Below are 23,760 nucleotides of genomic sequence, written 5' to 3'. Positions count from 1 at the left end.
TTTCAGGAAGGGGGAGGCGCAATCATTATTTTGTTTAATTGATTACAGCGTTATGGGTGTTTTTTGTGTTTAAACAGGGATAAGTCCTACAGAGTTTGGATAGGCGGCTCCGTACTCTGTGTGCCTCACAGGTGAGGTCACATTCTTCGGAAGCAAGCCGAACCGTTTTCCAACACGCTATCAGAGAGTGATTGCCCATGTCGGCACTGAATACGTTCGAACTCAAACCATTGAGTGCGATGATGAAAGTTCCAACCCTTACCTTCTGCCTGTATGTTGCGGTTCAGGGGCAAGCGCAGGCTGTTCAGTTAATTGGTCAACAACAAACCATTGACGCCACTTCAGCCGTGACCAGCTGGCAACTGTCCAGTCAGTCTACCTTGAATATGAACCGTGCATCGGCGACAACCATTGACCTTTCGAACTCCACTTTGAATGTTAATACAGGCAGTTCGGTCAATGATATCCGCGCTGTTTCAGGCTCCACGGTAAATATCGAATCAGCCCGTGTTTCTTCCAGTAACGCCACGGGCGGTGCGGTGCGCCTGGAAAACAGTAAGGCGACTGTCAGTAACAGCACGATCACCAACACTCAGGGCGTAGGTTTGCAAGCCCTTGGCATTGTGGGCGTGAGTGGTGGCTCTTCCGCCGAGATTACTTCAAGTAATATCAGTGGCCTGTTGGGCGGCGCGCAAGCCACCAGCGGCAGCCAATTGCACTTCAAAAATAATACAGTGGTGCAAGGTACCGGGGCGAATTCCATCGGTCTGAGCCTGCAGGGCGGTGCGGCGACGGCCAGCCAAAGTACAATCAGCGGTGGCGCCAATGGCGTGGTGTTTACCCGGGGGCGCGGCGATACCACTGAGGGCAAGCTGGTATTGGACCAATCCAGTGTAGAAGGCGTCAGCGGCTCAGCTATTTTGGTGCGGGGCGCGACCGGTAGAACGCCGACAGTCACCATCGATGTACTGAATAATTCCCAGTTGAAGGGTGGCGACGGTAAGCTGTTGAGCGTCACGGGCGGCGGCTCGGCGACGATGAATGTGGATAACAGCCGCTTGACCGGTAACGTCGTTGCGGACGCCGGCAGCACTGTCAATCTGAGCCTGCAGAACAACGCCGAGTTGACTGGCCAGTTGCAGAATGTCTCCAGTTTGAGTGTAGGCAACACGTCCAACTGGAACATGACCGGTGACAGCCAGGTGGGTGCGCTGAACATGGCCGGTGGTACGGTGACCATGGGCGCGGCGAATGAGTTTTACCAGCTGAACCTTCAAACGCTTTCGGGTAACGGCACCTTTGTCATGGGCACCGATTTCGACCAAGGCAAAACCGACTTTATCAATGTGACCGGCGAAGCCACAGGCAACCACAGCCTGGCACTCGCAGCCAGCGGCAGCGAACTGGTCAAAACCCAGGTTGTGCACACCGGCGGCGGTGACGCGGCGTTCTCCCTGGAGGGCGGCCCGGTCGACATGGGTGCCTATGCCTATAACCTGAAACAGGAAGGCAATGACTGGTTTCTGGACACGCAAACCCGTGTGATCAGTCGCAGTGCACGCGTGGTGACGGCATTGTTCAACACCCCGGTGACCATCATGACCGCCGAAGAGGGCTCATTGCGCCAACGTATGGGTGAGTTGCGCTACTCCCCGCACAGCACCGGTCTCTGGATCCGTGGTTTTGGCAGTAAATATGATGTGTCCCAGAGTTCGGGCACCGGCTACTCGCAGAACCTGAAAGGTTTCTCCATCGGTGCTGACACGCCGCTGGGCGACAGCCAATGGAAGGTGGGTGTATTTGGCGGCCACAGTAACTCTGACGTAAACCCGGCGCGCGGCGCTGCCGGTACCGTCAAGAGCTACTTCCTGGGTACCTATGCCACCTGGATGGATGAAGAAAGCGGTTTCTATTTTGATGCCGTGGCCAAAGCCAACCGGTTCCAGAACCAGGCCAAGGCAACCCTCAGTGACAACACGTCTACCAAGGGTGGCTACAACAACGTAGGCGGTGGTGTATCGGCTGAACTCGGCCGTCATATCAAGCTTGGTGAGAGTTCCTTTATTGAACCTTACGGCCGACTGTCGACCATTGTGGTCCAAGGTGGTACGTACAGCCTGAAAAACGGTTTGCAAGTGGACGGTGAGCGCACCCGCTCAAGGACTGCCGAGGCCGGCGCGACCGTTGGTCATGAGTTCCAACTCGATGATGGCACGCTGATCAAGCCTTACCTGCGTGCGGCAATGGTCCACGAGTTTGCCAACAACAATAAGGTCACGGTCAACAACCAGACCTTCAACAATGATTTGTCGGGCTCGCGCACCAAGTACGGTGCCGGTGTGGCGGTGTCGTTTACCCAGGACCTGCAGGCGCATGTCGACCTGGAGACCAGCACCAGTGACAAAATCAAGCAAAAAGCCGCTGTTAACGTTGGCGTACGCTATGCTTTCTAAATAGAAAGAGACAACGCTGATAAAAAAGCCCTGATTGCAAGATCAGGGCTTTTTTTGTTTTCTGCGGAGCCGGCTGGTTCAAACGGTTACTTCAAACTTAACGTCCAGTTTAAGTTCTGGATCTTGAGTGACGGCATACACGGAGCCAATGACGGCGAAAGGGTGATCACTGATTTTGTTCAGAGTCAGGCTGCCTTCGACATAGGGATATGCTCGGGGGTTTTCGCTTCGTTTTAGTTGAACCCACACCTGGTCAGTTCTGGAGCCCGTCAACTGCCGCACCTCGTCAGGGGTGATTGCTTTAGAGAATCTGATATAGAGTTCCTCGGAACCATCCCCGTCGTCTCGATGCGTCGTGGTAAATGCGATGGAATTATCTGTTTGCTCGACTTGAGCGGTCGTAGTTTCAAATGGGTGTTCGCCAATGGTACCTATGAACTGCGCCTTCTGGGCATTCGTCGATAAGCTGTTTGTTACTGACATAATCGCCTCTCCGTTCATGATGATTATACGAAAGCCAGAAGCGCGATTGCTTCTGTCTACTCCTATAAAGCCGCAAAAAGAAGAGTTAGGTAACTGTCAGAAGTCACAGTTTACAAAAGTTTATTTGACTGCTAGTTGTGGCCCTGATGAAAAGGGCATCTGCGCACAATCGCACACTCTAGTTTGAATGACTGACGCTATTAAAGGGCTTTTTCGGGAGGTGTCTACTGTCGAAGTTGACAGTCTAAAAAATATTTTTTAATAGCCTTTTTAAAGCATCGGTGTTCAGGGCTCAGCTAAACAGGCCTGCTGCAATATTGATCGAGAAGCCCAGAATCGCCGTATTGAACAGAAAACCGATCAAAGACTGTCCCAGCACCACCTTGCGCATACCCCGTGTGGCCACGCCTACATCCGCCGTCTGCACCGCCACGCCAATGGTGAACGAGAAGTACAGGAAGTCCCAATAGTTGGGGTTGCGCAAACCTTCGGCAAAGCGCAGCGCCGGCTCGTCACCTTCCCACGTGTAAAAGAGGCGCGCGTAATGCACGCTGAAAATCACCCCGGTCAGCAACCATGAACCAATCACCGTCATCCCGGTAAACCCGTAATGCAGCAGGCGCGCGGTGCTGTCCAGGTCTTTGCTGCCCACCAGGTTCAGCGTGATGGTCGCCAGGCTGGCAATCGCCGCGATGCACACCATAAACAGCACCAACCCTGCGTTTTCATCCTCGATCTCGGCGAAGCGTTTGACGTCGTCGGCCCGCGAGCGGCTGGTCAGCCACAGCATCAGTATCAGGTAGGTCCAGACGCCGGCATTCCAGCCAATGAGGATTTTGCTGATGATCGTGTCAGCGGGTGCCAGGATGCCCACGGCAAGGCCCAGGACGGCGGCGGCGGAGAGGCGAGGGTGGGTGCGGGCGAGGAAGGCCATAGGTGCTCACAACAGGGGAGGTTGTGAGCACCATAGCGCATTTTCAAACCGGTTATGAACGCTTGCGCACCAGCTTCATCACCACCACAAAGAACACCGGTACAAACACCACCGCCAGGGTTGCGGTGATCATCCCGCCTATCACGCCCGTGCCGATCGCCTGCTGGCTGGCCGAGCTGGCACCGGTGGCAATGGCCAGTGGCACCACGCCGAGGATAAACGCGAGTGATGTCATGATGATCGGCCGTAAACGCAGGCGCGCAGCTTTCAAGGTGGCGTCGATCAGGTCTTCGCCCTGCTCATACAAGTCCTTGGCGAACTCGATGATCAGGATCGCGTTCTTCGCCGACAAGCCGATGATGGTGATCAGGCCCACTTTGAAGAACACATCGTTAGGCATGCCGCGCAAGGTCACCGCCAATACGGCGCCGAGCACACCCAGCGGCACCACCAACAAGACCGAGGTTGGAATCGACCAGCTTTCATACAGTGCGGCCAGGCACAGGAACACGATCAACAGCGACAGGCCCAGCAGCAAGGGCGCCTGGGAACCGGACAAGCGTTCCTGCAACGACAAACCGGTCCATTCCTGACCCAGGCCCGCCGGCAGTTGGCTGACCAGGCGCTGAATTTCTTCCATCGCCTCACCGGTGCTGTGCCCCGGTGCTGCTTCACCGCTGATGGCAATGGCCGGGTAGCCGTTGTAACGCGTCAACTGCGCAGGGCCCTGGGTCCACTTGGCTTCGACGAACGCTGACAACGGCACCATCTTGCCGTCCTTGTTGCGCACGTTGATCTTCATCAAGTCCGCCACCTGGCTGCGCTGGTCGCCTTCGGCCTGCACCACCACCCGCTGCATGCGGCCCTGGTTGGGGAAGTCGTTGACATAGGCCGAGCCGATGGCCGAAGACAGCACATTACCCACGTCCGCGAAGGAGACCCCAAGGGCGTTAGCCTGCTTGCGGTCCACTTGCAACTGCACTTGTGGTGCTTCAGCCAGGGCGCTTTCGCGCACGTTGGCCAGGATCGGGCTTTTCGCAGCGGCCGCCAGCAACTCGGTACGTGCTTGCATCAACGCCGCATGGCCGACACCGCCACGGTCCTGCAAGCGGAACTCGAAACCGCTGGAGGTGCCGAGGCCGTCCACGGGCGGTGGCAGAATTGCATAGGCAATCGCATCTTTAAGCTCGCCGAAAGCGGCGTTGGCACGGTCGGCAATCGCCGAGGCCGAATCAACACCGCTGCGTTCCGACCAGTCCTTGAGCGTGGTAAACGCCAGCGCTGCGTTCTGCCCGGAGCCGGAGAAACTGAAGCCCATGATCATGGTGGTATCGCCCACCCCAGGTTCCTCGGCGTTATGCGCCTCGATCTGCTCGGCCACCTGCACGGTGCGGTTCTTGCTCGCACCCGGCGGCAACTGGATATCGGTAATGGTGTAACCCTGGTCCTCCACCGGCAGGAACGAGGAGGGCAGGCGGCTGAACATCACCCCCAGGCCCACCAGCAACACCAGATAGATCAGCAGGTACCGGCCGCTGCGCTTGAGGGCATAGGCCACCCAACCTTCGTAGCGGTCGGTGAGCTGTTCAAAGCGCCGGTTGAAGCCGCCGAAGAACCCCCCTTTGGCATGGTGCTCGCCCTTGGCAATCGGCTTGAGCAGGGTTGCGCACAACGCGGGGGTCAAGGTCAGGGCGAGGAACGCCGAGAACAGGATCGACGTCGCCATCGACAGCGAGAACTGCTGGTAGATCACCCCGACCGAACCCGGCATGAACGCCATCGGCAGAAACACCGCGACCAACACCAGGGTGATACCGACGATGGCCCCGGTAATCTGGCCCATGGCCTTGCGCGTGGCCTCTTTGGGCGACAAACCCTCGGTGACCATAATGCGCTCGACGTTCTCCACCACCACAATCGCATCGTCCACCAGGATACCGATCGCCAGCACCATGCCGAACATGGTCAGCACGTTGATCGAGAAACCCAGCAGCAACATGGTGGCGAAGGTGCCCATCAGTGCTATGGGCACCACCAGCGTCGGGATCAAGGTGTAGCGCACGTTCTGCAGGAACAGATACATCACCGCAAACACCAGCGCCATGGCCTCCAGCAAGGTGTAGACCACTTTGGTAATCGAGACCTTGACGAAGGGCGAGGTGTCGTACGGGATCTTGTACTCCACGTTGGCCGGGAAGTAGCGCGACAGTTCGTCCATCTTCGCCCGCACCAGGGTTGCGGTGTTCAGCGCGTTGGCGCCCGGCGACAGTTGCACACTGACGGCGGTGGATGGCTTGCCGTTCAGACGCGTAGAGAACTGGTATTCCTGGCTGCCGATTTCCACCCGCGCCACATCGCCGATACGCACGGTGGAGCCGTCGGGATTGGCTTTGAGCACGATGTCGGCGAATTCTGCCGGCGTCGACAGTTGGCCCTTGACCAGGATGGCGGCGGTGATTTCCTGGGTCTTGGTCCCCGGCAAATCACCGATGCTGCCCGCCGAGACCTGGGCGTTCTGCGCGCTGATTGCAGCGTTCACGTCGGCCGGGGTGAGGTTGAAGCCGATCAGCTTCTGCGGATCGATCCAGATCCGCATGGCGCGCTCGGCGCCATACAGCTGGGCCTTGCCGACACCGTCCAGGCGCTTGAGCTCGTTCATGACGTTGCGTGCCAGGTAATCGCTGAGCGCAACGTCATCGAGCTTGCCGTCGTTGGACGTCAGGGTGACCAGCAGCAGGAAGCCGGCAGACACCTTTTCCACCTGCAAGCCTTGCTGGGTCACCGCTTGCGGCAAGCGCGGCTCCACCGCTTTAAGGCGGTTTTGCACATCCACCTGGGCCATTTCCGGGTTCGTGCCCGGCTGGAAGGTGGCGGTGATCGTGGCCGAGCCCAGGCTGCTCTGGGATTCGAAATACAGCAGGTGATCGGCGCCGTTGAGCTCCTGCTCAATCAGGCTGACCACGCTTTCATCCAGGGTCTGGGCCGAAGCGCCCGGGTACACCGCGTAGATTTCCACCTTTGGCGGCGCCACGTTGGGGTACTGCGCCACCGGCAATTGCGGGATGGCCAGCGCGCCGGCCAGCAGGATAAACAAGGCGACCACCCAGGCGAAAATCGGGCGGTCAATAAAGAACTGCGGCATGGCGGGTTATTCCTTTACGAGCTGGCCAGGGGCCGGGCTGTCGTCCACTTCGACTTTTTCACCGGGGCGCGCGTGTTGCAGGCCTTCGACGATGATGCGGTCACCGGGCTTGAGGCCGCTGCTGACGATCCAGCGATCCTCGATGACCGCGCCCAGCTCCACCGGCTGTTGGCTGACGGTCTGCTCGGCGTCCAACAGCAACACCATCGGGATGCCGGCGCTGTCGCGCGTAATGGCGCGTTGCGGCACGCTGATGCCTTGCCTATCAACCGCTTGTTCCAGGCGCACACGCACAAAACTGCCGGGCAGCAGGTCGAGGTCCGGGTTGGGGAACTCGCTGCGCAGGATGATCTGCCCGGTGCCCGGGTCGACGCTGATCTCGGCAAACAGCAATTTGCCCGGCAGCGGGTACAGGCTGCCGTCATCCTCGATCAGCGTGGCCTTGGCCTGGTCCTGGCCGACCTGCTTCAGGCTGCCGGCACGGAAGGCGCGGCGCAGGTCATTCAGCTCGCGGGTCGACTGGGTCAAGTCGGCGTGAATCGGGTCCAGTTGCTGGATGATCGCCAGTGGCGTGGCTTCGTTCTGGCCCACCAATGCACCCTCGGTCACCAGCGCGCGGCCGATGCGGCCGGAGATCGGCGCAGTGACGGTGGCGTAGCCCAGGTTCAGCTTGGCACGCTCGACGGCGGCTTTGTTGGCGGCGACCTCGGCGTTGGTCTGGCGCACGGCGGCGCGGGCGTTGTCGTAGTCCTGGCCGCTGATGGCATTGCCTTCTACCAACTGGCTGTAGCGCTGTTCTTGCAAACGCGCCTGGAACGCATTGGCCTGGGCCTTTTCCAGGTTGGCCTGAGCGCTGTCCAGGTCGGCCTTGAACGGGGCCGGGTCAATGCGAAACAGCACATCGCCCTGTTTTACGTCGTGGCCTTCCTTGAACACGCGCTGCATGACCACCCCAGCGACCCGGGCACGCACTTCGGCAATGCGCGGTGCAGCGATACGCCCGCTGAGTTCGTTGGTAATGGAGAGGGGTTTGGCCTGCAGGGTTTCGACGCGGACTTTGGCCAGGGGCATTTCCGGCGCTTCGTCGGCCGACTTGCCACAAGCACTCAGTGCCAGCGTCAAGGCCAGCAGGCAAAACGGCGCAAACAGATTCTTCGACATGCTCATATCCCAATATTGACTGGCGCATCCTAAAGACACCTGCGCCGCGGTGCTGTGAAGCTCTGTAGCCCGTCTGTGAAGAAATGTAAGGTGCGGCGCGCTGAACGCCGGGGGCGTATATCCTTGCACAATCCTGCAGCACACCAACAAACCGTATTATTTGGAAGCACCATGCCCAACATCCTTCTGGTGGAAGACGACGCCGCGCTCTCCGAGCTGATTGCCAGCTATCTGGAACGCAATGGCTACCACGTCAGCGTACTCAGCCGTGGCGATCACGTGCGTGAGCGCGCGCGCCTCAACCCGCCGGACCTGGTGATTCTCGACCTGATGCTGCCAGGCCTTGACGGCCTGCAGGTGTGCCGCTTGCTGCGCGCCGACTCGGCGGGTTTGCCGATCCTGATGCTCACCGCGCGCGACGACAGCCACGATCAGGTGCTGGGCCTGGAAATGGGCGCCGACGACTATGTCACCAAGCCCTGCGAGCCGCGCGTACTGTTGGCGCGAGTGCGCACCTTGTTGCGCCGCAGCAGCCTGTCCGACCCCCAGGTTGCCAACGACCAGATCATCATGGGCAACCTGTGTATCGACCTGTCCGAACGCACGGTGACCTGGCGCGAGCAGGCGGTGGAGCTGTCCAGCGGTGAATACAACCTGCTGGTGGTGTTGGCCCGGCATGCCGGCGAGGTGCTCAGCCGCGACCAGATTTTGCAACGCCTGCGCGGTATCGAATTCAACGGCACCGACCGCTCTGTGGACGTGGCCATTTCCAAGTTGCGCCGCAAGTTCGACGACCATGCCGGCGAAGCGCGCAAAATCAAGACCGTGTGGGGCAAGGGTTACTTGTTCAGCCGTTCCGAGTGGGAATGCTGATCGATGGTTCGTGCACTGCTACGCCTCTACCTGATTACTATCGTCACCTACAGTGCGGCGATCTACCTGATTCCCAAACTGGTCATCAAGGTGTTCGAACATCGCTACATGAACTACAACGTCGAGCAGAGTCGCGGCCAGCAAAAGCTGATCGTCGAACAATATCTGCGCGTGCCGGTGGAACACTGGTCAGAGGTTACCGCGCAATTGGGCCGTGACTTTGCGCCGCTGAAGGTGCAACTGCTGCTGCGTCAGGACGCGAGCTACACCCCTGAAGAAGAACACCTGCTGGAGCAAGGCCAACCAGTGATCCGCCTGGGCGAGTGGGGCTGGATGGAGCAAATCAGTTCACCGGTGAACGACCAGTTTGTGGTCAAGCTGACCATCCCGCCTGACCCGCTGGACATGAACCTGCTGTACTGGTCGATGAACGTATTGATCGGTGCTGCGCTGCTGGCGTGCCTGCTGTTCTGGTTGCGCCCGCATTGGCGCGACCTGGAGCGCCTGAAGACCACCGCCGTCCAACTGGGCAGGGGCAATCTGACCGAGCGTACGCACATTCCGGCCAGCTCCAACATCGGCAGCCTGGCCTCGGTATTCGACACCATGGCCGACGATATCGAGAGCCTGCTCAACCAGCAGCGCGACCTGCTCAATGCCGTCTCTCACGAACTGCGTACGCCGCTGACCCGCCTGGATTTCGGCCTGGCCCTGGCCCTCTCGGAAGACTTGCCTCAGGCCAGCCGCGAGCGTCTGCAAAGCCTTGTGGCGCACATCCGTGAGCTGGACGAACTGGTGCTGGAATTGCTCTCCTACAGCCGCCTGCAAAATCCGGCACAGTTGCCGGAGCGGGTCGACGTAGTGATCGACGAGTTTATCGACAGCGTGCTGGGCAGCGTCGATGACGAGTTGGAAAACCCCGAGATCGTTATCGATGTAGCGCTCGATTGTGCCGAAGAGCGCGTCAGCCTCGACCCACGCCTCACCGCCCGCGCCCTGCAGAACCTGCTGCGCAACGCCACGCGGTATTGCGACAAGCGCATCCAGGTGGGCGTCAAGGTGTGTGCCAATGGCTGTGAAATCTGGGTGGATGACGACGGCATCGGCATTCCCGTGGACCAGCGCGAGCGCATTTTCGAGCCGTTCTACCGCCTGGACCGCAGCCGTGACCGCGCCACGGGTGGCTTCGGCCTGGGCCTGGCGATCAGCCGGCGTGCGCTGGAAGCCCAGGGCGGCACGTTGACCGCGCTGGCATCGCCGCTGGGCGGTGCGCGGTTTCGCGTGTGGTTGCCCAGCGTCAGCTGATCAGAGCACCTTGACGGCGCGGCCGATGGCCTGGATCGGCCCGGTCGGCTTGCCGGTCGGCGAGCCACGCGGGTCTTCCAGGGTCAGCTCGAACAGCTGGTTTGGCGTCAGCGGGGGCAGTTTGTCCAAGGGCACTGACAGGGTCTGCCCCGGTTTGACCAGGCCCAGCGACACGGGGCCTTGCCAGCCATCACCCTTGGTCCAGAATTGCAGGGCCTTGTCGGCCGGCACTTCCATCACGCCCAACGGAATCAACTGGATCTGCTGAGTATTGCTGGCCTGGATGACCCAACCCGGTGCCTGGCTTTGCGGCGCCACCAGCACTACCACGAAGGTCGGGTCGGCGCCGGGCGGGCGCGTCAGCAGCAGCGCGGCCAGTACCAGTGTGGTGACCAACCCTGCGCCGGCCAAGCCGCGCCAGAGTGCAAGCAGGTTCCACCAAGGCTCGCGGCTATCGGCGCGCCCGACCGTGCGTTCGATGCGCCGCCATAACTGTGCGGAGGGCGGCACCGGTTCGGCCAATGCCGTCAGCGGCAGCAGGCGCTGTTCCCAGGCGTCCACCGCTGCGCGCAATGGGGCGTCGTGTTGCAGGCGTCGTTCAACCTCAGCGCGCTGTTCGGCGGGCAGGGTGCCCAGTACGTATTCGCTGGCCAGTTCATCCAGTGGGTTACTCATGCCATGCACTCCCGCAGCGCGGCGAGGCTACGTTTGATCCAGGCTTTGACGGTCCCCAGCGGGGTGTCCAGTTTCTGCGCGATTTCACTGTGGGAATAGCCGTCGACATAAGCATGCAGGATGCAACGGCGACGAGCCGGGTCGAGCTGTTCCAGGCAGTGCTGAATCTGCCCGGTACGGGTGCTGAATTCAAAGCTGTCGTCGGCGGCCGCGACGGCGTCATGTTCCGCGCTCAACGCCACTTCACGGTGAGGGTTGCGCACGGCATTCAAGGCCAGGTGCCGGGTCACGCTGAACACCCAGCCACGCGCCGAACCACGCGTGGGGTCGAAGCTGGCAGCGCCGCGCCAGATCTTGATAAATGCGTCGTGCACGATGTCCTCGGCCAGGGCCTTATCGCGGGCAATGCGCAAAGCTACGCCGAGCAGACGGCTGCTGTCTTGCTCATACAACCGACGCAGGGCGCGTTGATCGCCACGCGCGCAGGCCAGTAGGCAAGCTTCGTAGTCAAAAGTGGCTTCAGGCAAGGACCGGGGTTTCCGCCGCAGGAACAGGATCAATGCCCCGACCCTAAGGTCGGGGCGCCAGCGCATTAGCCTAGCTGAATAGGCTCAGTTTGCGGCCCAGAATATGTAGTCGGCCTGGTATTTCACCACTTCCTGCTTGCCCTTGTTGGCGGTGGTGCACGCGGTACTCGGCGCCACGCCGCCTTTAAGGGCGACCCGCTGGATGTAACTCACCCCCGTCATCGCGCCTTTGCCCTCGGCCGGGTTGGCCTTGACCAACTGATAGGGCAGGTTGCCCTCACCCGACGGCGCCACTGCCAATTGGGTGCCGGTCACCTTCGAACCGTCCTGGGCTTGCCAGGTGGCTGGCGGCCCGAAGTAGGTGCCTACTGGCTTGCCGCTGCGGTCATTCAGCACCGCCTTGGGGCCGACGAAGGTCCATTCGGTCTGGCCGGCGGCGTTGGCTTTGTCGCGGCATTCGTAGGTGATTTCGCCGACACCGGTGGTTTCCAGTGCCACCTTGTGGCCATCCGGCACCTTGATGCTGTCGGGCAAACCGGCCTGGGCAAAGACAGTCGGGGCGGCGACGAGCAAACCGGTCAGGCAGAGCAATGCTTTAGCGTTCATCGGGACTTCTCCATTGAGTAGAACAGCAGGGTTGCTGTGGGTACTACCCATGGCCTGCCCGATTGGATGCAGCGGTTAGAAAATAAATCGCGAAGGGCGCACACTGTGCTCCCGCAATACCCGAGGAGAGATTGGCAATGACTGGGATTCACGCGTCTGCGCAGCAAGGGTTTTCCACCCAGGCCGTCACTTACGCCCAAGGTCGACCGGACTATCCACGGCAACTCACTGGCTGGCTGAGCGACACACTCGGTATCACCGCGCAGTCGACGGTCATCGACCTGGGCGCCGGCACCGGCAAGTTCACGCGTGTCCTCAACACCCTGGCGCCCACGCTGATTGCCGTGGAACCGGTGCCGGCAATGGGCGCGCAGTTGAGCAAGCTGCTGCCGGATGTGCACCTGGTCAATGGCACTGCCGAGGCCATTCCGCTGGAAAGCGCCGTGGCGGATGCGGTGGTGTGCGCACAAGCCTTCCATTGGTTTTCCAGCGAGGCGGCCCTGGCGGAAATCCATCGGGTACTCAAACCGGATGGGCGCCTGGGGCTGGTGTGGAATGTGCGCGACGAGTCGGTGGATTGGGTCGCCGCCATTACTCAAATCATCACGCCTTATGAAGGCGACACGCCGCGCTTTCATACCGGCCGTTGGCGCGAAGCCTTCACTGGCGAGTATTTTTGCGCAGCGCAGATGACCTGTTTTGCCTATCAGCATGTCGGCAGCCCACAGGAGGTGATCATGGACCGCTTCCTGTCGGTGAGCTTTATCGCAGCGCTCCCCGACGCACAAAAGGCTACGGTCACGGCGCAATTGCGCCGGCTGATCGACACCCACCCGGCGTTGCGCGGGCGTGACACCGTTGCCTTCCCGTATCAGACCCAGGCCTACGTCTACCATCGACTGACAGAAAAAGCATAAAGTCAGATCATATTGATATAAGTGGTTATAAGAAAAATCGCTATCCTGCGGCCAGTAATTTATAAGGCCGCGGGTAGCTGGAATGGATGTGGGTAATATTGGTTTTGTAATCGCTGGCCTGATCGTTGGTTTTATCGTCGGCATGACAGGTGTCGGCGGGGGCTCTTTGATGACGCCGATCCTGTTGTGGTTCGGCATTAACCCGGCCACCGCCGTGGGCACCGACCTGTTGTACGCCGCTATCACCAAGTCCGGTGGTGTGCTGGTACACAGCAAGAACAAGAACATCGACTGGACCATCACCGGCTGGCTGACCCTGGGCAGTGTGCCCGCGGTGCTGCTGACTTTGTGGTTCCTCGCCAGCCTGCACACCGACCCCAGCGCGATGAACGCGGTGATCAAGCAAGCCCTTGGCGTGGTGCTGCTGCTGACCGCGCTGGCGATCCTGTTCAAGAAAAGCCTGTTGGCCTTCGCCCAGCGTCATGCCGGCGATGATTACCACATGAGCCCGCGTAACTTGAACGTGCTGACGGTGGTCACCGGGGCAATCCTCGGCACCATGGTTGCCTTGACCTCCATCGGCGCCGGCGCCCTGGGCACCGTCGCGCTGTTTATCCTTTACCCGTTCCTGGCGACGCGACGTTTAGTCGGCACCGAGATCGCCCATGCTGTGCCACTGACCCTGGTGGCGGGCCTGGGCCATGCCAGTATGGGCAATATGGACTGGCACCTGCTGGGCTTTTTGCTGATGGGCTCGCTGCCGGGGATTTACCTGGGCAGCCACATGACCGGCAAAGTCCCGGACGGCGTATTGCGCCCCTGCCTGGCGATCATGTTGATGACCATCGGCTACAAGCTGGCGTTTTAGGGCGTAGACCATTCGGTCTGCTCCCAGCGGTTTTTGCGCGTCAGGCCTTGGCCGGGCCGTTGCCGATCTGCCAGACAAACGGTGGTTCGGTGCCGTTGATCACCCAATCACCCACGATGCGCGCCTTGTAGATCAACGGGTTGTGGGATGACACGGTGCGCGCATTGCGCCAATGACGGTCGAGGGCTTTGCCCTGGCGCACATCCGAGGCCCCGAGTGCGTTGAACAATTCACTGGTGGCACGCTGGATCAGCGTTGACACCACCACTTGCGCCGTCGCCGATTCAATTTCGGCAGCCACATTCGCTGCCCGCTCTGCGGCGTCATCCCCGGCAAATCGCGCCAGGTACGCCTGTTGCGCCGGCACTGCTGCTTTCAGCGCGCAGGCTTCAGCGGCGTATACGCGGGCGGCCACCTCACCGACGACCTGTTGAATCTGCGCATCCTGGCTGACGTGGGCGGCATTGCCATGGCTGTAAATGCGTTTGCGATTGCGCACCTGATGCGCCACGTCGTTGAGCGCGGCGCGGCCAATGCCGGCCAGGGTCGCCAGCAGCACTAACTGGTAGAACGCCGTCTGGTATTTGAAACGGGTGGCAAAATCGATGAGGTTTTCCGCGTCGACGACGGCGTCGGTAAAGCGTGTGGTGCCACTGCCAGTGGTGCGCTGGCCGAAGCCGTCCCAGTCATCGCTTTGCACCACGCCGGGTTGGCGCGTGCGGGTGGCGGCAATCACGTCGCCACCGGTGTCGCTGCGCTGGGCATATACGTCAATCCAGTCGGAGAAAATGCTGCCGGTGCTGTAGAACTTTTCGCCGTTGAGTTTCCATGTGTCGCCGTCGGGGCTGACCTGGGTGACGACGTCGCCGATCGCGACATTACCAATTTCCGTCCAGGCGCAGCCGACGATATCGCCATCGACAAAACGCTTGAACCACAGGTCGCGGCCCGCGCTCGGTGGCGCATTCAGGCGATCTTCGGCAAACGCGAAGTGGCCGCGCAGGGCCTGGGGCACGTTGGAGTCAGCGGCGGCCAGTTCAATCAGCAGTTCGAACAACTGCGGCAGGGACGCCCCCCCACCGCCGTATTCCAGCGGCACCCGCACCGCGCCAAAGCCGGCCTCCTTGAGCCATTGAATCGGCTCATGGGGCAGGGTGCGGCTGTGCTCACGCGCCACTGCGCCGTCGGCGATACGCTGGAAGATCGGCCGAAAACGTGCGGCCAGGGAGGGGTAGTCGACGCCGGTGGACAGCGGGTTGATGACGTGTTGCTCGGTCATGGGGTACGGCTCCTGGGCAGTGATCAAGTGGTTCGGTGATTGCACAGTCCGTGCCGGGCTCTTCAGCCCGTGTTTTGGGGCAAAGGGCGCTTTCCACTGTTGCTCCAGCAACAGTGTTTCGACAAACCGGCGCGATCCCTGACAGCAACTGCCCAGCGAGCCGGCGCTGGGTTTCTTACCGCAATGCCCATGGCCAGGGCGTTTGCCATGGCCTGGCACGCTTGCTGCTCAACCCTTGGGTACATCCCTTTGTGCGAGGTACCGCTAGATGAGTCAGCAAGCCGTGAAATTTGCCTACTGGGTGCCCAACGTCAGCGGTGGGTTAGTGGTGAGCAAGATCGAACAACGCACCCATTGGGGCATCGACTACAACCGCAAACTGGCGCAGTTGGCCGAAGCGGCAGGCTTTGAATACGGCCTGACGCAAATTCGCTTCACCGCCGGCTACGGCGCCGAGAACCAGCATGAGTCCGTAGCGTTCAGCCATGCGCTGCTGGCGGCCACCACCAGGCTCAAGGTCATCGCCGCGATCTTGCCCGGCCCGTGGCAGCCGGCACTGGCAGCCAAGCAACTGGCGACTATCGACCAGCTCACCAACGGCCGTATCGCGGTGAATATCGTCAGCGGCTGGTTCAAGGGCGAATTCCAGGCTATCGGTGAGCCGTGGCTGGAGCACGATGAGCGCTATCGCCGTTCCGAGGAATTTATCCGCGCGCTGAAAGGCATCTGGAGCCAGGACGATTTCACCTTCAAGGGCGATTTCTACCGCTTCAACAACTACACCCTCAAACCCAAGCCATTGGGCCAGCCCGAAGTCTTCCAGGGCGGCAGCTCGCGGGCCGCGCGGGACATGGCCGCGCGCGTGTCGGAGTGGTACTTCACCAACGGCAACACGCCGGAAGGCATCAAGGCCCAGGTGGACGACATTCGCACCAAGGCCGCGGCGAATAATCATGCGGTCAAAGTCGGTGTGAACGCCTTTGTGATCGCCCGCGACACCGAGGAAGAAGCCCGCGCGGTGCTCGCAGAAATCATCGACAAGGCCGACCCCGAAGCGGTGAATGCGTTTGGTGATGCCGCCAAGCAGGCCGGCAAGGCCTCGCCGGAAGGTGAGGGCAACTGGGCCAAGTCCAGCTTCGAAGACCTGGTGCAATACAACGACGGCTTCAAGACCAACCTGATCGGCACCCCGCAGCAAATTGCCGAGCGCATCGTCGCGCTCAAGGCCGTGGGCGTGGACCTGGTGCTGGCCGGCTTCCTGCATTTCCAGGAGGAAGTCGAGTACTTCGGCAAACGCGTGTTGCCGCTGGTACGCGCGCTGGAAGCCAAGGCCGGGATCAAGCAAGTGGCTTGAAGAGCACCACCGCCGCACGCAATTTGTTATTGCCGAAGCGGCACATTCGTTCGAACTCCCCATGGCTGACCGGCAGGTGCTGGCAGTCCAGGGGCTGGCGATGCTGGCTGTGGTCTACGTCCGGGTCGTGCAGGTAAACGAAATCTGCGTCGCAATCGGTGACCATCACCCAATGGGGCGATTTGGAGCGGGTGAGGCGGTAGCTGCTGATCAACACCAGTGGCTGTCCGCCGTCCTGCAATACCTGAGGTAAATCCAGCGCGCCACCGAGCACCTGCTCGACATCGCTGCCTGCCAGTTCTTCCTCAAACGCTTCGTGGACCAGGCGCATGACGTCCTTTTTATGCTGGTCGCGCACGCCGTCGAGAAACAGCGGCCCGCGTACATTCACCTGCATGCGCACCTTGAACCCGCGGCGCCAGGCCGCCAGTGCCAAACCTTGCGGGCTGCAGCCGCCATGGCCTGCGGTCATGAACACGGTGGTCGCTTCGCGCCAGATTTGCAGCTCTTCACGGCGCTGTGCCTGCCGATTGGGCACCAGCGCGCCCATGGCCATCAACAGGCAAGCGGCGCCGCAGGTGAAGTCGGTGGTCTGTTGGTAGTACGGCACGCTCTGCGGACGTGCGACCTGATGCTGCAGAATGCGTTTTTCCAGGCGAATGGCCGCCGTGTGGTCTTCGTAATAGTCGTTGATCAGGGCAAAGCGCCGGTAGCCATTGCGTTCATACAGGGCGAGGGCGCCGGGGTTGTCGGTGCGCACTTCCAGGCGCAGGTAAGCGCAATCATGCGCCACGGCGCAGGCTTCAATGCGTGTCAGCAACTGCTTGCCCAGGCCCGTGCCCCGTGCGTGCTCGGCGATCGCGATGGAGTAGAGCCGCGCCAGCGAGGTGCCGCGATGGAACAGCACCAGCGCATAACCGAGCAATTGCTGGTCATTTTCCGCGACCAGCAACTGGCCATGGGCGCGGCTGACCATCCACTGGAAACTGCGCGGTGACAGCCGGTCAGTGGTGAAACAATGTTGTTCCAGTGCCACCAATTCGGGCACATCAGCGGGGGTTGCAACGCGAAAGGAAAGAGCCATATGACCGCCGTAAAAGTTGCGTAACGAAACGGGACTTCTCTAAAAGATCGTGCTTAATAGAAAAGGTCGAGTTCTCTAAAGCGGATCAAATATTATGTCGGCGGTACACAGTCATTGGCGTGAAGTATCCGAGCAAACCGTCGCGGCGACAATAACTTCCAACGGTTATTTTTCCGCACCTCTTAAAGGTTCCAGTCAAGTCGTGATTATTGTCGAGCGCAAGGAAGATTGGGCCTCCTACTTCCCCAGCGAAGACATCGTCACGGCCCAGGAATACCTCGAACAAACCCGCGAGAGCGAAACGGGCAAGCGCGTGCAGGTCATCAACCTGTGCCGCAGCTACAAGTACCTGGGGCACGGTTATTACTGCTCGTTGCTGGCCGAAGCACGAGGGCACAAGGTGATTCCCTCGGTGCGTACCATCAGCGAACTGACCAAGAAGTCGCTGTATGGCTTGTCCCTGGATGACTTGGATAAAACCCTCGATAAAGCCTTGAATCATCACCTCTACAGCAATACCGAAGGCTTTACCCTGACACTGTACTTTGGCCGAACCAATATAGAACCGCTGCAGGAGTTGGCCCGTCAGTTGTTTGAAACGTTTCCATGCCCGATCTTGTTAGTTGAGTTTCGCAAGAATAACGGCTGGCATATCGAGGGGGTGAAATCCGGCGTCTTGCACAAGTTGCGCGACGACCAGGAAGACCAGTTCGCCCACGCCCTCGACAACTTCAGCCGCAAGATCTGGCGCCAACCGCGCTCACGTCGATTGGCCCGCTATGACCTGGCCATCCTGCATGATCCCCAGGAACAATTGCCGCCGTCGAACGCCAGGGCGCTGGAGAATTTCGTGCGGGTCGGCAAGGGCCTGGGCATTGATGTGGAGCTGATCGAGCGCAAGGACTATTCGCGCCTCGCCGAATACGACGCCTTGCTGATCCGTGAGACCACCAGCGTCGACAACCACACCTACCGTTTTGCCAAGAAAGCCGAAAGCGAAGGCCTGGTGGTGATGGATGACCCGGCGTCAATCCTGCGCTGTACCAACAAGGTCTACCTCACCGACCTGCTCAACAGCCATCAACTGGGCATGCCCGCCACCGAAATTCTCTACAAGGAGCGACCGGAAGATTTCGAGCGGGTCGGCGAACGCCTCGGCTTCCCGCTGGTGTTGAAGATTCCCGACGGTTGCTTCTCGCGGGGTGTGATCAAGGTTGAAAGCCAGGCCGCCTTGCTCAAGGCCACCGCCGAGTTGTTTGAACATTCGGTGTTGTTACTGGCCCAGGAGTTTTTCTACACCGAGTACGACTGGCGCATTGGCGTCCTTAACCGCAAGCCGATCTTTGCCTGCCAATACTTCATGTCCAAGGGCCATTGGCAAATCTACAACCACAAGGCCATCGGCCAGGACATCAACGGCGAATGCCGTACCCTGGCGGTCCACGAAGCGCCCAAGGCGGTGGTGGAACTGGCCGTCAAGACCGCCAACCTGATCGGCGATGGCCTCTACGGCGTCGACCTCAAGCAATCCGGTGACAAGGTGGTGGTGATCGAGGTCAACGACAACCCCAATATGGATGCCGGTATCGAAGATGCCTACTTGCAAGACGACCTGTATGCGCTGGTGCTGGAAGAGTTTGTAAGGCGCCTGGAGTTGAAACGCCAGGGCCAGGTGTGGTGACACGCCATGATCCAGCGTTTTGAACTGACCGACGGCAAGCTGCGCAACGGCGACAGGGACGACGCGCCGATCATGCTGTTCAACAACCCGGATGTTGCCGAACGCGAATGGCTGCGCGACCACCACAAACTCGACGAACACGCCCTGGCCTCGGCGCTCGACCCGGATGAAGTCTCACGTATTGAATTTCACCCCGACTACCTGTTCCTGATCTGGAAACGCCCGGAGAAATACGCCGGCGGTGGCAACCTGATGTTTGAAGTGGCGTCCTGCGGCCTGTTGTTTTCGCCGGGCCGCCTGCTGGTGATTGCCACCGATGAAACCCCGCTGTCCGGGCTTGGCGCTCGCCGCCCGCTGCACACGCCGCTGGACGTGCTGCTCGATCTGTTGCTCAACAACATCCATCACTACCTGGGCCACCTCAAGGTGATCAAGTTGGTGGCGCGTGAGTTGCAACAACAGTTCAACGCGTCGATGAGCAACCATCACCTGATGCAAATGTTCAACCTCAGTGAGAGCCTGATCTATTACATCAACGCGCTGCACAGCAACGGCGCGGTGCTGTCGCGGTTGCGCAACCACGGGGAAAAGGAACATTTCAGCGCCGAGGTCTTGGGGCTGATCGATGACCTGATCATTGAGAACCACCAGTGCTACAAGCAGGCGGAGATCTACTCCAATGTGTTTTCCGGGTTGATCGACGCGCGTGGCAACCTGATGAACAACAGCATGAACAACCTGCTGCGCAAGCTGACGTTGATCAACGTGGTGTTCCTGCCGCTCAACCTGATTGCCAGCGTGGGCGGTATGTCGGAGTTCAGCATGATGACAGCGGGTACGCCCTGGTGGGTGTCGTACCCGCTGCTGATGGTGGCGATGGGCGTTGGGGCGGGGTTGATGGTGGTGGGGCTCAAACGCATCGCCGGTGGCGCAAATGTGGTGTGAGCACTGAACACGTGTGGGCGCTGGCTTGCCTGCGATGGCCATAGGTATCTACGCAACTCTTTGTGTTGCTTTAAGCCTGTGAGGGGTTAGGGAGATTGAGTACATATCCGTTGCTGCGGTAACGGCGGCTATGGGTTCCGCTCTTACAGCGGGTCACTTTTTTACAAACGCCTAAAAAAGTAACCAAAAAACGCTTTGCCCCACCACTCGGTGCCTCGCCTGGGCTCGGCATGCCCGCACTCCGGCTTGAATCCGTGGGCCGCCGCAATGGGCCATCCCTGGCCCAGTGCGGCTAACCCGGCGTCCTGCCGGGTTACCCACGGATTCAAGCCTGCGTTCGGCCATCGTGGTTAACGGGGCCTGTCAGATCAAGATCAAGATCAAAAGCAGAGCACGGCGGCCTGACAGCCGGCCTGAGTGGTTGAAGCAAAAGCAGAGCAACAGCACAGCAACAGCACTTTTACCGGATGAAATGAGATCCAAATGTGGGAGCGGGCTTGCTCGCGAATGCGGTGGTTCAGTTACAAATGTGCTGACTGACACACCGCTTTCGCGAGCAAGCCCGCTCCCACAGTTGATTGAGTTCAGTTTCCAAGATCAGGTCGGCTGTCAGGCCGCCTCGGTTTTGCTTTTGATCTAACCACTCAGGTCGGCTACTAGGCCGCCGTGCTTTGCTTTTGATTTTGATCTGCTGTTGATTTTGATCTTAGGCGCCCCGTTAACCACGCTGGCCGAACGCAGGCTTTGGAGCGTGGGTAACCCGGCAGGACGCCGGGTTAGCCGCGATGGGCCAAGGATGGCCCATGGCGGCGGCCCACGGTCCAAAGCCGGAGTGAGGGCACACCGAGCCTAGGCGAGGTGCCGAGTGGTGGGGCAAGAGCCCTTTGGTTACTTTGGGGCTTTTCCAAAGTGACCCGCCGTAAGGGCGGTACCCATTGCGGCCGTGACCCAAACAACGGATATGTACGCAGCGTGCCCCCCGACAACCACAGCACTCAACCCGTAAAAAAAGATGTGTAGATACCTATGCTGCGATGGCATCACCGCAGAGCGCCTGAAACACCGCGCCGCGTGTATCGCAGGCAAGCCAGCTCTCACACGTGTGTGTCATTCAGGCGGCTGGTTGCAAGGTCAGTATCTCGAATCCCTCTGCTGTCACCGCGACCGTGTGTTCCCATTGCGCCGACAGACTGTTGTCCTTGGTCACCACCGTCCAGCCGTCTTTGAGGCTGCGCACTTTGGCGCTGCCCTGGTTGAGCATGGGCTCAATGGTAAAGACCATGCCTTCGCGCAGTTCGAGCCCGGTGCCAGGGCGGCCGAAGTGCAGGATCTGCGGTTCTTCGTGCATCTCACGGCCGATACCATGGCCGCAATATTCGCGCACCACGCTGTAGCCGTTGGCCTGCGCATGGCTCTGGATCGCATGGCCGATATCACCCAGGCGCGCGCCGGGGCGAACCTGACGGATGCCGGCCCACATCGCCTCGAAGGTCTTTTCCACCAACCGCTGCGCTTTGGGCGCCACGTTGCCGATCATGTACATCTTGCTGGAGTCAGCGATAAAGCCGCCTTTTTCCAGGGTGATGTCGATGTTGATGATATCGCCGTCCTTAAGGATTTCCTTGGCGCTGGGCATGCCATGGCACACCACTTCATTGATCGAGGTGTTGATGCAAAAGGGGTAGTCGTATTGCCCAAGGCTCGCCGGGCGGGCTTGCAAATCGTTACGGATGAAGGCTTCGACGGCGCTGTCCAGCTCCAACGTGGAGCGTCCGGCGGCGACAAAACCGTCGAGCATCGTGAACACCTGGGCCAGCAGGCGCCCGGATTCGCGCATGACGGCCAGTTGAGCGGGAGTCTTGATCATCAGCCGCGCCCCCGGATCAGGTCGGGTTTGTCCAGCAACAGCTTATTGATCAGCTCGTTGTAGGGCAGCTGCGGGTTGAGTTCGGCGAGCAGGCCAATCTTGATCCAGAACTCGGCCTGGGCGTTGATCGAGCGGTCCATGGCGGCGCTGGCCAGGCGGAGCTGTTCGTGCAGTTGGTCGGTGATCTTGACGATGCCCATGCGGTTCACTGTGCTGTGTGGATATACAAAGCGTATACGTTTCGTATATAGCTCGTAAACCCCGGCGCGCTGAAAGGCGGTAGAGCATTGACTTGCCGGGTGATCGCCGGTTAATTTCGTTGCATGACTTTTCAAGCCTTCCGCAGCCAGCCAAGCATTATTACCGCCATTCCTCATTTGGCGGGATAGCGCACGGCTGCACCCAAACCCGCCCTAGAGGCGGGTTTTGTTTTTCCGTCTCCAGCGCCCTTTACAAAACGCCAGGAGACACCCATGAGCACCTGCACAGCGACCCACACCGCCGACCCCGGACTGCTTGAGCACTACGTGAAAAAGATCCTTGCCGCCCCGGTCTACGACCTGGCGGTGCGTACCCCGTTGCAAGTCGCCCCCGCACTGTCCGCGTTGCTCGGCAACCAGGTACTGCTCAAGCGCGAAGACCTGCAACCGACTTTCTCCTTCAAGATTCGTGGCGCCTACAACAAGCTCGTGCAACTGACGCCTGAGCAAAAAGCCCGCGGTGTAGTGACGGCATCGGCCGGTAACCATGCGCAAGGCGTGGCGCTGGCGGCGCTGGAGCTGGGGATCAAGGCCCGTATCGTCATGCCGTGCAGCACGCCGGAGTTGAAGGTGCTGGGCGTGCGCTCGCGGGGGGCCGAGGCGGTACTGCACGGGGAGAGCTTTCCGTTTGCCCTGGCCCATGCGCTGCAATTGGCCGAAACCTCGGGGTGCACGTTTGTCTCACCTTTTGACGACCCGGACGTGATCGCTGGCCAAGGCACTGTGGCCATGGAACTATTGCGCCAGCAACAGGGCCCGCTGGATGCGATTTTTGTGCCGGTGGGCGGCGGTGGCCTGATCGCCGGGATTGCCGCTTACGTCAAATACCTGCGACCCGAGGTGCGCATCGTCGGCGTCGAGCCCGAAGGCTCCAGCTGCCTGTTGGCGGCCCTGCGCGCGGGTGAGCGCGTGGTGCTGCCGAGTGTCGACGGGTTTGCCGATGGCACCGCTGTGGCGCAGATCGGCGCCTTCGGCTTTGAGATCTGTCGCGACTGGGTGGATGAGGTCATCACCGTCAGTAACGACGAATTGTGCAGTGCCATCAAATTGATCTACGACGACACGCGCTCCATCACCGAGCCTTCTGGCGCGCTGGCGGTAGCGGGCATTTGCTGCTATGTGGGGCAACACGGCATGCGCGGGCAGACCCTGGTGGCGGTGAATTCCGGGGCCAATATCAACTTTGATAGTTTGCGACATGTTGCTGAAAGAGTGGCGGCACAAGGTGCAAGTTAGTGCATAAACGTTTAATCGACGCTGTTCGACGATAATTTGCCCTGAGGCAACCGACTTATATAAACCGGCCCGCCACTTATGAGGAAAAGTTACAACAAGACTCCGGTTTG

The 23,760-nt window shown here is 60.1% G+C and carries 20 protein-coding genes; 9 read left to right on the top strand and 11 right to left on the bottom strand.

Annotation, left to right across the window (positions count from 1 at the left end; translation table 11 throughout):
- Positions 1 to 431: 431 nt before the first annotated feature.
- The gene (locus JFT85_RS03860; protein ID WP_242486515.1) at positions 432 to 2,453 is read left to right on the top strand and encodes an autotransporter outer membrane beta-barrel domain-containing protein; all 2,022 of its coding nucleotides are present in this window, start codon (positions 432 to 434) and stop codon (positions 2,451 to 2,453) included.
- Between the two features lie 78 nt (positions 2,454 to 2,531).
- Here the strand turns inward: JFT85_RS03860 and JFT85_RS03855 are convergent, their stop codons facing one another.
- The 4 genes from JFT85_RS03855 to JFT85_RS03840 all read right to left on the bottom strand — a co-directional run bounded on the left by JFT85_RS03855 (position 2,532) and on the right by JFT85_RS03840 (position 8,173).
- Entirely contained in the window at positions 2,532 to 2,936 is a 405-nt protein-coding gene (locus JFT85_RS03855; protein ID WP_053256359.1) for a hypothetical protein, read from the bottom strand.
- Positions 2,937 to 3,228: 292 nt separating this feature from the next.
- The gene (locus JFT85_RS03850) at positions 3,229 to 3,870 is read right to left on the bottom strand and encodes a DUF1345 domain-containing protein (protein ID WP_053256358.1); all 642 of its coding nucleotides are present in this window, start codon (positions 3,868 to 3,870) and stop codon (positions 3,229 to 3,231) included.
- A gap of 52 nt (positions 3,871 to 3,922) precedes the next feature.
- Entirely contained in the window at positions 3,923 to 7,012 is a 3,090-nt protein-coding gene (locus JFT85_RS03845; protein WP_073638457.1) for an efflux RND transporter permease subunit, read from the bottom strand.
- Positions 7,013 to 7,018: 6 nt separating this feature from the next.
- Entirely contained in the window at positions 7,019 to 8,173 is a 1,155-nt protein-coding gene (locus JFT85_RS03840; RefSeq protein WP_053256535.1) for an efflux RND transporter periplasmic adaptor subunit, read from the bottom strand.
- A 171-nt stretch (positions 8,174 to 8,344) separates the two neighbouring features.
- Here JFT85_RS03840 and JFT85_RS03835 point away from each other — a divergent pair, with 171 nt between their 5' ends.
- Together JFT85_RS03835 and JFT85_RS03830 are read left to right on the top strand one after the other, a co-directional pair.
- The gene (locus JFT85_RS03835) at positions 8,345 to 9,046 is read left to right on the top strand and encodes a response regulator transcription factor (RefSeq protein WP_053256356.1); all 702 of its coding nucleotides are present in this window, start codon (positions 8,345 to 8,347) and stop codon (positions 9,044 to 9,046) included.
- Positions 9,047 to 9,049: 3 nt separating this feature from the next.
- A complete protein-coding gene (locus JFT85_RS03830; protein WP_053256355.1) occupies positions 9,050 to 10,351 on the top strand; it encodes an ATP-binding protein in 1,302 nt (433 codons plus the stop codon).
- On the opposite strand, the gene JFT85_RS03825 is transcribed toward JFT85_RS03830, so the two are convergent.
- The 3 genes from JFT85_RS03825 to JFT85_RS03815 all read right to left on the bottom strand — a co-directional run bounded on the left by JFT85_RS03825 (position 10,352) and on the right by JFT85_RS03815 (position 12,159).
- Positions 10,352 to 11,026, bottom strand: coding sequence for an anti-sigma factor (locus JFT85_RS03825; RefSeq protein ID WP_053256354.1), 675 nt, complete (start codon positions 11,024 to 11,026; stop codon positions 10,352 to 10,354).
- Entirely contained in the window at positions 11,023 to 11,553 is a 531-nt protein-coding gene (locus JFT85_RS03820) for a sigma-70 family RNA polymerase sigma factor (protein ID WP_069553507.1), read from the bottom strand. Before JFT85_RS03820 ends, JFT85_RS03825 begins: the two co-directional genes overlap by 4 nt.
- A gap of 84 nt (positions 11,554 to 11,637) precedes the next feature.
- The gene (locus JFT85_RS03815; protein WP_069553499.1) at positions 11,638 to 12,159 is read right to left on the bottom strand and encodes a DUF3455 domain-containing protein; all 522 of its coding nucleotides are present in this window, start codon (positions 12,157 to 12,159) and stop codon (positions 11,638 to 11,640) included.
- A 137-nt stretch (positions 12,160 to 12,296) separates the two neighbouring features.
- Between JFT85_RS03815 and JFT85_RS03810 the strand changes: the two genes are divergently transcribed.
- The gene (locus JFT85_RS03810; protein WP_053256351.1) at positions 12,297 to 13,076 is read left to right on the top strand and encodes a class I SAM-dependent methyltransferase; all 780 of its coding nucleotides are present in this window, start codon (positions 12,297 to 12,299) and stop codon (positions 13,074 to 13,076) included.
- Between the two features lie 82 nt (positions 13,077 to 13,158).
- Complete coding sequence (locus JFT85_RS03805; protein ID WP_053256350.1) at positions 13,159 to 13,944, top strand: sulfite exporter TauE/SafE family protein; 786 nt, start codon at positions 13,159 to 13,161, stop codon at positions 13,942 to 13,944.
- Positions 13,945 to 13,984: 40 nt separating this feature from the next.
- Here the strand turns inward: JFT85_RS03805 and JFT85_RS03800 are convergent, their stop codons facing one another.
- Complete coding sequence (locus JFT85_RS03800; protein WP_201229250.1) at positions 13,985 to 15,223, bottom strand: acyl-CoA dehydrogenase family protein; 1,239 nt, start codon at positions 15,221 to 15,223, stop codon at positions 13,985 to 13,987.
- 268 nt (positions 15,224 to 15,491) lie between these two features.
- Between JFT85_RS03800 and sfnG the strand changes: the two genes are divergently transcribed.
- The gene (gene sfnG, locus JFT85_RS03795) at positions 15,492 to 16,577 is read left to right on the top strand and encodes a dimethylsulfone monooxygenase SfnG (RefSeq protein WP_201229248.1); all 1,086 of its coding nucleotides are present in this window, start codon (positions 15,492 to 15,494) and stop codon (positions 16,575 to 16,577) included.
- Here the strand turns inward: sfnG and JFT85_RS03790 are convergent.
- Entirely contained in the window at positions 16,561 to 17,661 is a 1,101-nt protein-coding gene (locus JFT85_RS03790) for a GNAT family N-acetyltransferase/peptidase C39 family protein (RefSeq protein ID WP_053256347.1), read from the bottom strand. The genes sfnG and JFT85_RS03790 overlap by 17 nt on opposite strands.
- 94 nt (positions 17,662 to 17,755) lie before the next feature.
- Here JFT85_RS03790 and JFT85_RS03785 point away from each other — a divergent pair, with 94 nt between their 5' ends.
- Both JFT85_RS03785 and JFT85_RS03780 read left to right on the top strand, forming a co-directional pair.
- Positions 17,756 to 19,342, top strand: coding sequence for a RimK family protein (locus JFT85_RS03785; protein WP_053256346.1), 1,587 nt, complete (start codon positions 17,756 to 17,758; stop codon positions 19,340 to 19,342).
- 6 nt (positions 19,343 to 19,348) lie between these two features.
- Positions 19,349 to 20,287 (top strand): magnesium transporter CorA family protein, encoded by a 939-nt coding sequence (locus JFT85_RS03780; RefSeq protein ID WP_073638453.1) that lies wholly within the window; start codon positions 19,349 to 19,351, stop codon positions 20,285 to 20,287.
- A 1,111-nt stretch (positions 20,288 to 21,398) separates the two neighbouring features.
- Here the strand turns inward: JFT85_RS03780 and map are convergent.
- Both map and JFT85_RS03770 read right to left on the bottom strand, forming a co-directional pair.
- Positions 21,399 to 22,154, bottom strand: a complete 756-nt coding sequence (gene map / locus JFT85_RS03775; RefSeq protein ID WP_201229246.1) for a type I methionyl aminopeptidase — start codon at positions 22,152 to 22,154, stop codon at positions 21,399 to 21,401.
- Complete coding sequence (locus JFT85_RS03770; RefSeq protein WP_053256343.1) at positions 22,154 to 22,354, bottom strand: ParD-like family protein; 201 nt, start codon at positions 22,352 to 22,354, stop codon at positions 22,154 to 22,156. The genes map and JFT85_RS03770 overlap by 1 nt, the downstream gene beginning before the upstream one ends.
- Before the next feature lie 273 nt (positions 22,355 to 22,627).
- Between JFT85_RS03770 and ilvA the strand changes: the two genes are divergently transcribed.
- The gene (gene ilvA / locus JFT85_RS03765) at positions 22,628 to 23,650 is read left to right on the top strand and encodes a threonine ammonia-lyase, biosynthetic (RefSeq protein WP_201229244.1); all 1,023 of its coding nucleotides are present in this window, start codon (positions 22,628 to 22,630) and stop codon (positions 23,648 to 23,650) included.
- Positions 23,651 to 23,760 lie beyond the last annotated feature (110 nt).

Source organism: Pseudomonas sp. TH04 (genome assembly GCF_016651355.1).
In the GTDB taxonomy this organism is placed as follows: domain Bacteria; phylum Pseudomonadota; class Gammaproteobacteria; order Pseudomonadales; family Pseudomonadaceae; genus Aquipseudomonas; species Aquipseudomonas fluorescens.
The sequence above is the reverse complement of the archived record's forward strand: the minus strand, read 5'-3'. Positions and strand labels throughout refer to the sequence as shown.